The sequence below is a fragment of the Enterobacter sp. SENG-6 genome (assembly GCF_001605945.1).
GTDB classification, from domain to species: domain Bacteria; phylum Pseudomonadota; class Gammaproteobacteria; order Enterobacterales; family Enterobacteriaceae; genus Enterobacter; species Enterobacter cloacae.
Map to the genome: position 1 here is coordinate 11,902 of NZ_LOMM01000003.1, position 14,000 is coordinate 25,901.

At 57.0% G+C, this 14,000-nt stretch carries 8 protein-coding genes; 7 read left to right on the forward strand and 1 reads right to left on the reverse strand.

Going from position 1 to position 14,000, the window contains the following annotated elements; genetic code table 11:
• The first annotated feature begins 6 nt into the window (after positions 1 to 6).
• The 5 genes from bcsZ (at position 7) to AX755_RS01670 (ending at position 9,866) form a co-directional block, all read left to right on the forward strand.
• On the forward strand, positions 7 to 1,110 hold the full coding sequence (bcsZ, locus tag AX755_RS01650) for a cellulose synthase complex periplasmic endoglucanase BcsZ (RefSeq protein WP_062856186.1): 1,104 nt from the start codon (positions 7 to 9) through the stop codon (positions 1,108 to 1,110).
• Positions 1,092 to 4,574: a cellulose synthase complex outer membrane protein BcsC gene (gene bcsC, locus AX755_RS01655; RefSeq protein WP_062856187.1), complete on the forward strand. Its 3,483-nt coding sequence runs from the start codon at positions 1,092 to 1,094 to the stop codon at positions 4,572 to 4,574. The genes bcsZ and bcsC overlap by 19 nt, the downstream gene beginning before the upstream one ends.
• 119 nt (positions 4,575 to 4,693) lie before the next feature.
• Positions 4,694 to 6,700: a biofilm formation regulator HmsP gene (gene hmsP / locus AX755_RS01660; protein ID WP_013099214.1), complete on the forward strand. Its 2,007-nt coding sequence runs from the start codon at positions 4,694 to 4,696 to the stop codon at positions 6,698 to 6,700.
• Between the two features lie 159 nt (positions 6,701 to 6,859).
• Positions 6,860 to 8,146, forward strand: coding sequence for a dicarboxylate/amino acid:cation symporter (locus AX755_RS01665; RefSeq protein ID WP_013099213.1), 1,287 nt, complete (start codon positions 6,860 to 6,862; stop codon positions 8,144 to 8,146).
• Between the two features lie 226 nt (positions 8,147 to 8,372).
• The gene (locus tag AX755_RS01670; protein WP_023620051.1) at positions 8,373 to 9,866 is read left to right on the forward strand and encodes a M16 family metallopeptidase; all 1,494 of its coding nucleotides are present in this window, start codon (positions 8,373 to 8,375) and stop codon (positions 9,864 to 9,866) included.
• Between the two features lie 62 nt (positions 9,867 to 9,928).
• Here the strand turns inward: AX755_RS01670 and AX755_RS01675 are convergent, their stop codons facing one another.
• Positions 9,929 to 10,858 (reverse strand): sugar kinase, encoded by a 930-nt coding sequence (locus AX755_RS01675; protein WP_013099211.1) that lies wholly within the window; start codon positions 10,856 to 10,858, stop codon positions 9,929 to 9,931.
• Between the two features lie 229 nt (positions 10,859 to 11,087).
• Between AX755_RS01675 and pdeH the strand changes: the two genes are divergently transcribed.
• Both pdeH and AX755_RS01685 read left to right on the forward strand, forming a co-directional pair.
• Positions 11,088 to 11,861, forward strand: a complete 774-nt coding sequence (gene pdeH / locus AX755_RS01680; RefSeq protein ID WP_013099209.1) for a cyclic-guanylate-specific phosphodiesterase — start codon at positions 11,088 to 11,090, stop codon at positions 11,859 to 11,861.
• Between the two features lie 66 nt (positions 11,862 to 11,927).
• Complete coding sequence (locus AX755_RS01685; protein ID WP_058679116.1) at positions 11,928 to 13,970, forward strand: AsmA family protein; 2,043 nt, start codon at positions 11,928 to 11,930, stop codon at positions 13,968 to 13,970.
• Positions 13,971 to 14,000: the final 30 nt, after the last annotated feature.

Genomic DNA, 14,000 nt, shown 5'->3' on the forward strand with positions numbered 1-14,000 from the left:
GATGTGATGAAAGCCTTTCGCTGGTGTGTCATTGCGTTGATGCTGGCGGCGGTGCCTCTGCGCGCCGCCTGTACCTGGCCTGCCTGGGAGAAATTTAAACAGGATTACATCAGCGAGGGCGGGCGGGTCATTGATCCCAGCGACACGCGTAAAATCACTACCTCGGAAGGGCAAAGCTACGCGCTGTTCTTTGCCCTCGCCGCGAATGACCGTAAAGCGTTCGACAAAGTGCTGGCATGGACGCGGGATAACCTTGCCGGGGGGCATCTCGACGACACGCTCCCCGCCTGGTTATGGGGGCAAAAAGACAAAGACACCTGGGCGGTTATCGATACCAATTCCGCCTCGGATGCCGATATCTGGATCGCCTGGTCCCTGCTTGAAGCGGGGCGGTTATGGAAAGACGCTGACTATACCCGTACGGGCAAGGCGCTACTCGAGCGTATCGCCCGCGAAGAAGTGGTGAAAGTACCTGGCCTCGGTCTGATGCTGCTGCCCGGTAAAGTTGGCTTTGTCGATGAGAACGCCTGGCGTTTTAATCCCAGCTATCTTCCTCCACAGCTCGCAAGCTACTTCACGCGTTTTGGCGCCCCGTGGACCACCCTGCGTGAGACCAATCTGCGCTTGCTGCAGGAGAGTGCGCCGAAAGGTTTTTCGCCGGACTGGGTGCAATACCAGAAAAACAAAGGCTGGCGGTTACAGCAGGAGCCGCCGCTGGTGGGGGGATATGACGCCATCCGCGTCTATCTCTGGGTGGGGATGATGAACGATAACGATCCTCAAAAAGCCCGGCTGCTGGCGCGCTTCAGGCCGATGGCCGCCACCACAACAAAACAGGGTGTACCACCGGAAAAAGTGAATGTGGTGAGTGGAGCACGCACGGGCAATGGCCCGGTCGGCTTCTCTGCCGCCATGCTGCCTTTTTTACAACAGCGTGATGCGCAGGCCGTCCAGCGCCAGCGCGTGGCTGACCACTTTCCTGATAATAATGCTTACTACAGTTATGTACTGACTCTCTTTGGACAAGGATGGGATCAGCATCGTTTTCGTTTCACCACAAAAGGTGAATTAATACCGGATTGGGGCCAGGAATGCGCAAGTTCACAGTAAATCTACTCAGTTTATCGCTTGGCCTGGCGCTGATGCCGCTGGCTCAGGCCGTCAACTCTCCACAGCAGCAACAGCTGCTGGAACAGGTGCGCCTGGGGGAATCGACGCAGCGTGAAGATTTGGTGCGTCAGTCGCTCTATCGTCTTGAGCTGATCGACCCGAACAACCCTGACGTTATTGCGGCACGTTTTCGCTATCTGCTTCGTCAGGGCGACAACGCCGGCGCACAAAAAGAGCTGGATAGACTGAAAGGGATCGCCCCCGGTTCCAGCGCGTACCAGTCCTCGCGCAACACGATGCTGCTTTCCACGCCGGATGGCCGCCAGCAGTTACAACAGGCTCGCTTACTCGCCACGACAGGCCATACCCAGGAAGCGATTGCCGCCTATGACAAGCTGTTCGACGGCAACCCGCCGGGCGGCGACGTGGCAACAGAATACTGGAATGTGGTGGCGAAAGATCCCGCCCGCCGCAATGCGGCCATTAACCAGCTGAAAAAGATCAACAGCAGCAGCCCTGGCAATACGCAGCTGCAGTCGACGCTGGCTCAGCTGCTGTTCCAGACCGGGCGCCGTGATGAAGGCTTTGCGGTGCTGCAGGAGATGGCCAAATCCAGTAATGGCCGCAGCCAGGCGTCGGATATGTGGTATGCGCAGATCAAAGACCAGCCTGTCAGCAATGCCAGCGTCTCCGCGCTGCAAAAGTACCTGAGCGTATTCAGTGACGGTGAGAACGTAACCGCAGCGCGTTCACAGCTTGAAGCGCAGCAAAAACAGCTCGCCGATCCAACTTTCCGTGCGAAAGCACAAGGCCTGGCGGCAGTGGATGCCGGACAGGGTGATAAGGCGGTGGCGGAACTGCAAAAGGCGGTCAGCGCAAACCATGCCGACAGCGAAGCCATTGGCGCGCTGGGCCAGGCATACTCCCAGAAAGGCGATCGTGCTCGCGCGGTGGCACAGTTTGAAAAGGCGATCGCCCTCGATCCGCAGAGCGATAACCGCGGCAAATGGGACAGCTTGCTGAAGGTGAACCGTTACTGGCTGCTGATCCAGCAGGGGGATGCGGCGCTGAAAGCGAATAACCCCGCACAGGCGGAGCGCTATTATCAGCAGGCGCGCACTATCGACAATAGCGACAGTTATGCGGTGCTGGGGCTGGGTGATGCCGCAGCGGCACGTAAAGATAACGACGCCGCCGAGCGCTATTATCGCCAGGCATTACGCATGGACAGCGGCAACAGTAACGCGGTCCGCGGACTGGCCAATATTTATCGCGCACAGTCACCGGAGAAAGCCTCGCAGTTTATCCAGTCGCTCTCCGCCAGCCAGCGTCGCAGCATTGATGATATTGAACGTAGCCTGACCAACGAACAACTCTCCGCCCAGGCCGAGCAGCTGGAGAACCAGGGCAAATACGCCCAGGCCGCCGAGGTTCAGCGTCGTCGTCTGGCGCTCTCTCCAGGCGACGTGTGGATCACCTATCGCCTGTCGCGCGATCTCTACGGCGCAGGCCAGCGCAGTCAGGCAGATACCCTGATGCGTCAGCTTGCCAGCCAGAAACCGACCGACCCGGATCAGGTGTATGCCAACGGGCTCTATCTTTCCGGTAACGACCAGGATCGTGCCGCGCTGGCCCATCTGGAGACGCTGCCGCGCAGCCAGTGGAACAGCAATATTCAGGAGCTTGCCGACCGCCTGCAAAGTAATCAGGTGCTCGAAACCGCCAATCGCCTGCGCGACAGCGGCAAAGAGCAGGAGGCGGAAAATCTTCTTCGTCAACAACCTGCATCTACCCGTATCGATTTAACCCTGGCGGACTGGGCGCAGCAGCGGGGCGATCTCAGTGCAGCAAAAACGGCATACAGCGGCGTGTTGCAGCGCGAGCCACAAAACGAAGATGCGATCCTCGGCCTGACCGAAATCTACAGTGCGCAGGGCGACAAAGACGCTGCGCGTGCCGAACTGGCGAAACTGCCTGCGACGCAAAATGGCCAGCCGTTGTCGCTCAACATGCAGCGCCGCATCGCGATGGCGCAGGCGGGGCTGGGTGATTCTGCTGCCGCAGAAAAGACGTTCAACAGCATCATTCCGCAGGCAAAATCACAGCCTGCGTCAATGGAAAACGCGCTGGTGCTGCGTGATGCGGCACGTTTTCAGACGCAAAATGGCCAGCCTCAGCAGGCGCTGGAGACCTATAAAGATGCCATGGTCTCCTCTGGCATCACCACCACCCGTCCGGCAGACAATGACACCTTTACGCGCCTGACGCGTAACGACGAAAAAGATGACTGGCTGAAGCGCGGCGTGCGTAGCGATGCCGGTGATTTGTATCGCCAGCAGGATGTTAACGTTACGCTGCAGCACGACTACTGGGGCTCCAGCGGTACCGGCGGCTACTCCGACCTGAAAGCCCACACCACCATGCTGCAGGTGGATGCGCCGCTCTCTGATGGACGGATGTTCTTCCGCAGCGATCTGGTCAATATGGATGCCGGTTCGTTTGCCACTAACAACGGCACCTACGATCCCAAATGGGGGACCTGTGCCGAAACGCCATGTCGCGGCAACACCAGTCAGACTTCAAACGGCGCAAGCGTGGCCGTGGGCTGGCAGAATAAAACCTGGGCATGGGATATCGGCACCACGCCAATGGGCTTTGACGTGGTGGATGTGGTCGGCGGGGTGAGCTATAGCAACGATCTCGGTCCTATCGGCTACACCATTAACGCCCACCGTCGCCCGATCTCCAGCTCTCTGCTGGCCTTTGCCGGGCAAAAAGACACCAATACCGGCACCACCTGGGGCGGCGTGCGCGCCACCGGCGGTGGCGTGAGCATCAGCTACGATAAAGGCGAGGCGAACGGCATCTGGTCAAGCCTGAACACGGAATCGCTGACCGGGAAAAATGTAGAGGATAACTGGCGTGTCCGCTGGATGACCGGTTACTACTACAAGCTGATTAATAAAAACAACGAGCGCCTGACTGTCGGTGTCTCTAACATGCTCTGGCACTACGATAAAGATCTGAGCGGCTATACCCTGGGTCAGGGCGGCTATTATAGCCCGCAGGAATATGTCTCCTTTGCGCTGCCGGTCACCTGGCGTAAACGCACGGAGAACTGGTCCTGGGAGCTGGGCGGGTCTGTCTCATGGTCTCACTCAAAAACCAACGATGTGCTGCGCTATCCCCTTCAGGGACTCATTCCCGTCGATGAGCCAGGCCGTTACACCGACAGGGGGGCGATGGAAACCGGCAGCAGCTCCTCAGGCACCGGTTATACCGCGCGGGCCATTGTCGAGCGCCGGGTCACGTCCAACTGGTTTGTGGGTCTTGGCGTGGATATTCAGGAAGCGAAAGACTATACCCCAAGCCATGCGCTGCTCTATGTACGCTACTCCGCCGCAGGCTGGCAGGGTGATATGGACTTACCGCCACAGCCGCTCATTCCCTACGCGGACTGGTAATCGGATTTTACTTAATCCATTTGTAAGTCTCTCTTAAAAGTGCGGCGATCGGGTATACTCAGGCGCGCCAGGTTTACACCCTGGTGCGCCCTGCGCTTCGAGTTCTGTGGAGAGTCATTTTGCGTGTCAGCCGTTCCTTAACGATCAAACAGATGGCGATGGTTTCTGCTGTCACCTTGCTGTTTGTACTGCTATTTTGCGTCATTTTGCTGTTTCATTCCGTGCAGCAGAATCGCTATAACACGGCTTCGCAATTAGAAAGTATTGCCCGCTCGGTGCGTGGCCCGCTTTCGGCTTCTATTCTGAAAGGCGATATTCCCGAAGCGGAAACCATTTTAAAACGTATTCAGCCTGCGGGCGTTGTCAGCCGCGCAGACGTGGTGCTGCCGAACCAGTTCCAGGCGCTGCGGATGAGTTTTATCCCGGAACGTCCCGTCCCGATGATGGTGATGCGCCTGTTTGAACTGCCGGTACAAATTTCGCTCCCCATCTACTCGCTTGAACGCCCTGCGAATCCGCAGCCGCTGGCCTATCTTGTTCTGCAGGCGGACTCGTACCGCATGTATAAATTCGTCATGAGCTGGTTTATCACGTTAGTGACCACTTGCTTACTTATGACGCTGATACTGAGCGTGGCGCTGACCTGGTGCATTAACCGGCTGATTGTCCACCCGCTGCGGCGTATCGCCCGGGAGCTGAACGCGCTTTCTCCCCAGGAGCAGATGGGTCATCAGCTTGAGCTCCCCCGCCTGCATCATGACGATGAGATCGGCATGCTGGTGCGCAGCTACAACCTCAACCAGCAGCGCATTCAGCGTCAGCAGGATGAACTGAACAGTAGCGCCACCCGTTTCCCGGTGTCGGAGCTGCCTAATAAAGCGTTCCTGATGGCGATGCTGGAGCAGACCGTGGCGCGCCAGCAGACCACGGCGCTGATGGTCATCGCCTGTGAAACCCTGCAGGATACCGCTGGGGTGCTCAAGGAGAGCCAGCGTGAAATGCTGTTGCTGACGCTGGTCGAAAAGGTTAAATCGGTGCTTGCCCCACGCATGGTGCTGACCCAGGTCAGCGGTTATGACCTGGTGGTGATTGCGAACGGCGTGAAAGAGCCGTGGCATGCGATCACATTAGGTCAGCAAGTACTCACTGTCATTAATGAGCGGCTGCCCATTCAGGGTATTCAGCTTCGCCCCAGCGCCAGTATCGGAATTGCCATGTTCTATGGCGATCTGACCGCGGAGCAGCTCTATCGTCGCGCCTTCTCGGCGGCATTCACCGCCCGTCGCAAAGGGAAAAACCAGATCCAGTTCTTCGACCCGGATCAGATGGAAAAGGCGCAGCAGCGTCTGACGGAAGAGAGCGACATCCTCACCGCGCTGGATAACCACCAGTTTGCCCTCTGGCTCCAGCCGCAGGTCAATTTGCTGACGGGTGAAGTGGAAAGCGCGGAAGCGCTGTTGCGCGTGCAGCAGCCGGATGGCAGCTGGGAGCTGCCGGAAGGGTTAATCGAACGTATTGAGTCCTGTGGTCTGATGGTCACGGTGGGCTACTGGGTGCTTGAGGAGTCATGCCGCCAGCTTGCCGCCTGGCAGGAGCGTGGTGTCAACCTGCCGCTGTCGGTCAATCTCTCTGCCCTGCAGTTGATGCATCCCACTATGGTCTCGGAGATGCTGGAGCTCATCAATCGCTACCGGATCCAGCCGGATACGCTGATTCTGGAAGTGACGGAAAGCCGTCGTATTGACGACCCGAATGAGGCGGTCGCGATCCTCAAACCGCTGCGCAACGCCGGTATCCGCATCGCGCTGGATGATTTTGGCATGGGCTATGCCGGACTGCGTCAGCTTCAGCACATGAAAACGCTGCCGGTGGATGTCCTGAAAATCGACAAAGCGTTTGTCGATGGGCTGCCGGAAGACAGCAGCATGGTGCAAGCCATTATTCAGATGGCGCGTAGTCTCAACCTGAATCTGATTGCTGAGGGTATCGAGACGGAAGCGCAGCGCCGCTGGCTGGCTGAGGCGGGTGTCGGGAAAGGCCAGGGCTTCCTCTTTGCCCGTGCCGTCCCGTCGGATGTCTTTGAACAACGGTACCTTTCCGGCGCTGGCAATAACGCAAAAGTGTAATTTTGTTGCTGGCTTGTGCGAGCCAGCTCAAAGTTCTTAACATTTGTGTTTCAAATTTGAACTGAGTTTATTTCTGTCCTGTTATGCGGGTGTTATTTTAGAGCCGCAGGTTAACCATAACCTTACAAAGCCTGTGGTTTTTCTTCCCAAGGACATTTTATGAAAACCTCACTCTTCAAAAGTCTTTATTTCCAGGTCCTGACAGCCATCGCAATCGGTATTTTACTGGGTCACTACTACCCGGAACTGGGTGCGCAAATGAAACCGCTTGGCGACGCGTTCGTTAAGCTCATTAAAATGGTCATCGCCCCGGTGATCTTCTGTACGGTGGTGACCGGTATCGCTGGCATGGAAAGCATGAAGGCGGTAGGGCGTACCGGTGCAGTGGCGCTGCTTTATTTCGAAGTGGTCAGCACCCTGGCACTGATTATCGGTCTGATCATTGTTAACGTGGTGCAGCCTGGCGCTGGCATGAACGTCGACCCGTCGACGCTGGATGCCAAAGCGGTGGCGGTTTACGCTGAGCAGGCGAAAGATCAGGGCGTGGTCGCCTTCCTGCTGGACGTCATTCCCGGCAGTGTGATCGGGGCGTTTGCCAGCGGAAACATTCTGCAGGTGCTGCTGTTCGCCGTCATGTTTGGTTTTGCCCTGCATCGTCTGGGCAGCAAAGGCCAGCTGATCTTTAACGTCATTGAAAGCTTCTCGCAGGTCATCTTTGGCATCATCAATATGATCATGCGCCTGGCGCCGATTGGTGCCTTCGGGGCAATGGCGTTCACCATCGGTAAATACGGCGTCGGCACGCTGGTACAGCTCGGCCAGCTGATTATCTGCTTCTATATCACCTGTATTCTGTTTGTGGTGGTGGTGCTGGGTTCGATTGCCCGCGCGGCCGGTTTCAGCATCTTCAAATTTATCCGCTATATCCGCGAAGAGCTGCTGATTGTGCTGGGAACCTCCTCCTCTGAGTCGGCGCTGCCGCGCATGCTCGATAAAATGGAGAAGCTGGGTTGTCGTAAATCGGTGGTGGGGCTGGTGATCCCGACAGGGTACTCCTTTAACCTCGACGGTACCTCGATATACCTGACCATGGCGGCAGTGTTTATTGCACAGGCAACCAACAGCCATATGGATATCTTCCATCAGATCACCCTGCTGGTGGTGCTGCTGCTCTCGTCGAAAGGGGCTGCGGGCGTAACGGGCAGTGGCTTTATCGTGCTGGCGGCGACCATTTCCGCTGTGGGACATCTGCCGGTGGCCGGTCTGGCGTTGATTCTCGGTATTGACCGCTTTATGTCTGAAGCGCGTGCGTTAACCAACCTGGTGGGTAACGGCGTGGCTACGGTTGTGGTGGCAAAATGGGTTAAAGAGCTGGATCACAAAAAGCTCGACGATACGCTGAATAATCGCTCTTCTGATAGCAAAAACCCGGGTTTATCCTCCTGATTTTCCGCTAAATTCCCGCATTCCCTTGTCGGAATGCGGGCTCCTGCGCATAATGACTGTTCGTACCTGTCATAATTCGACAAGATTTTTTTTGGGTATATTGCACTTCTCACCGTGACGTTTTGCCGAACGCGCGGTCTAATCGACGTGTTTTCATCGTCATCTTTTAGAGTGAAGCGCGTCGCGAGACACTCTTTTTAACCAGGAATGTTGATCAGGGGTTCACATGCAGGGCACAAAAATTCGACTCTTAACCGGCGGTTTGCTGATGATGGCAGCAGCCAGTTATGTGCAGGCAGATGCGCTCCAGCCAGACCCGGCATGGCAACAAGGGACTCTGGCGAATGGTTTTCAGTGGCAGGTGTTAGCCACGCCGCAGCGTCCCAGCGATCGTATTGAGATCCGTCTGTCTGTGAATACCGGCTCCCTCACTGAAAGCACCCAGCAGACCGGCTTTAGCCATTTTATTCCCCGACTGGCGCTCACCCAGAGCGGCAGTTTACAGGCTGTTCAGGTGCGTTCGCTCTGGCAGCAGGGCATTGACCCGAAGCGTCCATTGCCGCCAGCCGTCGTCTCGTATGACTACACCATGTTTAACCTGAGCCTGCCGAATAACCGTAACGATCTGCTCAAAGAAGCCCTTACGTATCTCTCCGATGCCACTGGCAATCTGGCGATCACGCCGGAAACCGTTAACTATGCGCTGAGCAACAGCGATATGGTGGCGACCTGGCCTGCGGATACCAAAGAGGGCTGGTGGCGTTATCGCCTGAAAGGCTCAGCGCTGCTTGGGCACGATCCGGCAGAGCCGCTGAAACAGCCGGTCGATGCCGAACAGGTAAAATCGTTCTATCAGAAATGGTACACCCCGGACGCGATGACGCTGATCGTGGTCGGGAATGTGGATAGCCGCGCGGTGGTTGAGCAAATCAACAAAGCCTTCGGCGAGCTGAAAGGCAAGCGTGAAACGCCTGCTCCTGTCCCGACGCTCTCCCCGCTGCGGACGGAGCCAGTCAGCATCTCCACTGATGCCGTGCGTCAGGACCGGCTCTCCATGATGTGGGATACAGCCTGGCAGCCTATCCGAGAATCCGCCGCGCTGTTACGCTACTGGCGTGCGGATCTGACGCGTGAGGCGTTGTTCTGGCACGTTCAGCAGAGCCTCAGTAAGAACAGCGTGAAGAACATTGCGCTGGGCTTCGACTGCCGGGTGCTGTTCCAGCGCGCCCAGTGCGCCATTAATATCGAATCGCCTGGCGATAAGCTGAATGCCAATCTGGGCGTGGTGGCGAAAGAGCTGGCAAAAGTGCGCAAAGAGGGCCTGTCTGAAGAAGAGTTCAACGCGCTGGTCGCGCAGAAAAAGCTGGAACTGCAGAAGCTGTTTGCCACCTATGCCCGCGCCGATACGGATATCCTGATCAGCCAGCGTATTCGCTCCTTGCAGAATCAGGTGGTGGACATCGCGCCGGAACAGTACCAGAAGCTCCGTCAGGACTTCCTGAATGGGCTGACCGTCGATATGTTAAATCAGGATTTACGTCAGCAGCTGTCGCAGGATATGGGATTAGTCCTTCTGCAGCCGAAAGGCGAGCCGGAATACAACATGAAGGAGCTGCAGGCGACATGGGATTCAATCATGACCGCCGCGCCGCAACCTCCACAGGCGGCAACGTCTGATGATCTGCATCAGGACGCGACGGATATTCCACAGGGGCAGTAATCTAAAAAATTCCCTCTCCCGGTGGGAGAGGGTCAGGGTGAGGGCACCAGCCCGCACCTTATTTAAGCAGGCATCGCCTCACGCGGAATAATCGCCCCGCGATACTGAATCACCGTGCTGGCCGTCAGGTGCCCGCGCTGTGCAGCCGCTTCAGGCGTGCCGCCCGTCAGGCGCACCGCCAGATAGCCCGCGCTGAAGGAATCTCCCGCTGCCGTAGTATCCACCACTTTGTCCTTCGCCAGTTTCACCGCCGGGACGTCAATCACCGCCTCACCTGCTACGGCCACCAGGCACGATGCCGCGCCGCGCTTAATCACCACTTCGCTCACGCCAGCGGCCTGGGTGCGCGCAATAACCTCATCAACAGGTTTCTCGCCCCACAGGGCATCTTCGTCGTCGAGCGTCAGGAACGCGATGTCGGTGCACTGCAGCATCTGCTGGTAAACCTGCTGCGTCTCTTCACGACTGGCCCACAGGCGCGGACGGTAGTTGTTATCAAAAATGACCTTCCCGCCATTGGCGCGGCATTCGCGCAGCAGCGATAGCAGCTTTTCACGACTGGTCGGGCTTAAGATGGCGAGGCTAATCCCGCTCAGATAGAGATAATCAAACGTCGCCAGCGTTTCGCAAATGGCGGCTGCGTCGTCGCTTTCCAGCCAGTATTTGGCCGCAGCTTCGTTTCGCCAGTAGTAGAAGGTGCGCTCGCCGGTATCATCGGTTTCAATGTAATACAAACCCGGCAGGCGGTTTTCCATGCGCTGAATCAGCGAGGTATCAATGTGTTCGCTCTGCCAGGCGTCCAGCATTTGCTGGCTGAAACTGTCCGTACCCAGTGCGGTGACGTAGTTCACGGTGAGGGCCTCCGGCGGCACCTGACGGGCAATATACACGGAGGTGTTTAAGGTATCGCCACCAAAACCGCGGCTAACGTCCGCGCCTTTTTGTGACAGCTCAATCATGCATTCGCCAATAACGGCAATTTTTTTGGACATAATCATGAACCTGAACAGAGTATTTAAAAGCAGTGTGCGCTGTGTGAATTATCAGGTCAACTATATTAAAACATCGTTCCATTATTTTTTTTGAACCAGCGCGTGTTCCTGTTCATTTCTGTCATCTTAATTTCATTTTCCCGGTGAATTGAACATAAAGTTCTCAATTATCGCGCCGATAACCCAGTGACGAGTCCAGAAAGGCCATCCCAACAACAGGACATCTGAAATGAAGTCAGAGCAGGTTATCCAGCGGCTGAGCACTACGCCTGAGGCAAGTATTGAGAACTTGCAGGAGCATCGCTACTGGCTGCAATGTGAGCGTGTGTATACCTACCAGCCGATCTATCGTACCGACGGTCGACTGATGGCGATTGAAATATTGACGGTCGTTACACACCCCTCTAACCCTTCACAGCGTATCGCGCCGGACCGCTATTTTGCCGAAGTCGCCGTGCGCCAGCGCCTGGACGTGCTGGAAGAGCAGTTGCGCATGCTGGAAACGAAAAAGGCCTTTTTCGAACAGCACGATATTCTGGCCTCGGTCAACGTGGATGGCCCAACCCTGCTGGCGCTGCGCCAGAACGCGAAGTTGCAGGAGCTTATCGCCACCCTGCCGTGGATGCGCTTTGAACTGGTGGAGCATGTCCGCCTGCCGCAGGAATCCTCCTTTGCCTCGATGTGTGAATTTGGCCCCCTGTGGCTGGATGACTTTGGCACCGGCATGGCGAACTTCTCCGCCCTCAGCGAAGTGCGTTACGACTACATCAAAGTGGCCCGCGATCTGTTCATTATGTTGCGCCAGACCCCGGAAGGGCGGAATCTGTTTACGCTGTTATTACAGCTGATGAACCGCTATTGCAAAGGCGTCATTGTGGAAGGTGTGGAAACGCTGGAAGAGTGGCGCGATGTGCAAAACTCACCCGCCGCCGCCGCGCAAGGCTATTACCTCTCACGTCCGGTGCCCATGGATACCCTCGACGGTGTGATAACCAACCTCTGAACCGCCCGTTTCCCTTTGTCTGGACTATAGTTTTACAGGACAGGTCATCAGGAAAAGGGGATCAAAATGACTAAAACAACCAGGGTAATCTCCTGGACAGCAGGGATTTTCTTGTTGTTGATCGTGGTCGCTATCATCATTATTGCGACATTCGACTGGAACCGTCTTAAGCCGACCATCAACCAGAAAGTCTCAACTGAACTGAACCGCCCCTTCGCGATACGCGGTGATTTGGGCGTGGTCTGGGAACGTCAGAAAGAAGAGACCGGCTGGCGAAGCTGGATCCCCTGGCCGCACGTTCACGCCGACGACATCGTTCTGGGCAATCCGCCGGATATTCCTGCCGTCACCATGGTGCATCTTCCGCGGGTTGAAGCCACGCTGGCGCCGTTAGCGCTTCTGACAAAAACCGTCTACCTGCCGTGGATCAAGCTTCAGCAGCCCGATGCACGCCTGATCCGTCTCTCGGAAAAAAACAATAACTGGACCTTTAACCTCGCCAGCAGCGGCGAGAAAGATCCCAATGCCCAGCCCTCTTCGTGGTCATTCCGTCTCGATAACATTCTGTTCGATCGCGGGCGGATCGCCATCGACGATAAAGTCAGCAAGGCCGACGTGGAGATCCTGGTCGATCCGCTGGGTAAGCCGCTGCCGTTCAGTGAAGTGACCGGCACCAAAGCGAAAGGGGATAACGCCAGCGCGGGCGATTACGTTTTCGGCCTGCGGGCCACCGGGCGCTACAACGGACAGCCACTGACCGGCACCGGTAAAATTGGCGGCATGCTGGCGCTGCGAAGCGCTGGCACCCCGTTCCCGGTGCAGGCGGACTTCCGCTCCGGCAACACGCGAGTCGCCTTTACCGGCACGGTCAACGATCCAATGAACATGGGCGGGGTTGATTTGCAGCTCAAGTTTGCCGGAGATTCGCTGGGGGAGCTCTACGAACTCACCGGCGTGCTGCTGCCGGATACGCCGCCGTTTGAGACGGACGGGCATCTGGTGGCCAAACTCGATACGGAAAAATCGTCTGTCTTTGACTATCGGGATTTCAACGGCCGTATCGGCGACAGCGATATCCACGGTACGCTGACCTACACCACTGGCAAACCGCGTCCGAAACTGGAAGGGGATGTGGAGTCCCGCCAGCTGAGGCTTGCCGATCTGGGCCCTCTGATCGGCGTTGATTCCGGCAAAGGCACGAAGTCGAAAGAGGTCAAAAAAGACCTTCAGCCCGCGGGGAAAGTGCTGCCCTACGATCGCTTTGAAACCGACAAGTGGGATGTAATGGATGCGGATGTGCGCTTCAAAGGGCGAAAAATCGAGCACGGCAGCACGCTGCCGATCAGCAACCTCTCAACCCATATTCTGCTTAAAAATGCCGACCTGCGTCTGCAGCCGCTGAAGTTTGGCATGGCGGGCGGAACCATCTCCTCGAACATTCATCTTGAAGGCGATAAAAAGCCGATGCAGGGTCGGGCTGATATACAGGCGCGCAGGCTTAAGCTGAAAGAGCTGATGCCCAACGTGGAGCTGATGCAGAAGACCCTCGGTGAAATGAACGGTGACGCGGACATTCGCGGGGTGGGGAACTCCGTGGCGGCGCTGCTCGGGAGCAGTAACGGCAACCTCAAGCTACTGATGAACGACGGGCTGGTGAGCCGCAACCTGATGGAAATCCTGGGGCTGAACGTCGGGAACTACATCATCGGGCAGATCTTTGGTGACGATGAGGTGCGGGTGAACTGCGCGGCGGCGAATCTGGATCTGGTTAACGGCGTGGCGCGGCCGCAGATTTTTGCCTTCGACACGGAAAACGCGGTAATCAACGTGACCGGAACCGCCAGCATGGCCTCTGAGCAGCTTGATTTAACCATCGACCCGGAAAGCAAAGGGATCCGTATCATCACCCTGCGCTCGCCGCTCTACGTGCGCGGCACCTTCAAAAATCCGCAGGCGGGGGTAAAACCCGGGCCGCTAATTGCACGCGGTGCGGTGGCGGCAGCGCTCGCGACGCTGGTCACGCCAGCCGCGGCGCTGCTGGCGTTGATTTCGCCATCAGAAGGGGAAGCCAATCAGTGCCGGACGATTTTGTCACAGATGAAGAGGTAAGGTGCGGTCTGTTGTTGCCGGGTGGCGGCT

Coding starts and splice junctions, on each gene's coding strand:
- bcsZ (WP_062856186.1), top strand. CDS start 7: ATGAAAGCCTTTCGCTGGTGTGTCATTGCGTTGATGCTGGCGGCGGTG.
- bcsC (WP_062856187.1), top strand. CDS start 1,092: ATGCGCAAGTTCACAGTAAATCTACTCAGTTTATCGCTTGGCCTGGCG.
- AX755_RS01665 (WP_013099213.1), top strand. CDS start 6,860: ATGAAAACCTCACTCTTCAAAAGTCTTTATTTCCAGGTCCTGACAGCC.
- AX755_RS01670 (WP_023620051.1), top strand. CDS start 8,373: ATGCAGGGCACAAAAATTCGACTCTTAACCGGCGGTTTGCTGATGATG.
- AX755_RS01675 (WP_013099211.1), bottom strand. CDS start 10,858: ATGTCCAAAAAAATTGCCGTTATTGGCGAATGCATGATTGAGCTGTCA.
- pdeH (WP_013099209.1), top strand. CDS start 11,088: ATGAAGTCAGAGCAGGTTATCCAGCGGCTGAGCACTACGCCTGAGGCA.
- AX755_RS01685 (WP_058679116.1), top strand. CDS start 11,928: ATGACTAAAACAACCAGGGTAATCTCCTGGACAGCAGGGATTTTCTTG.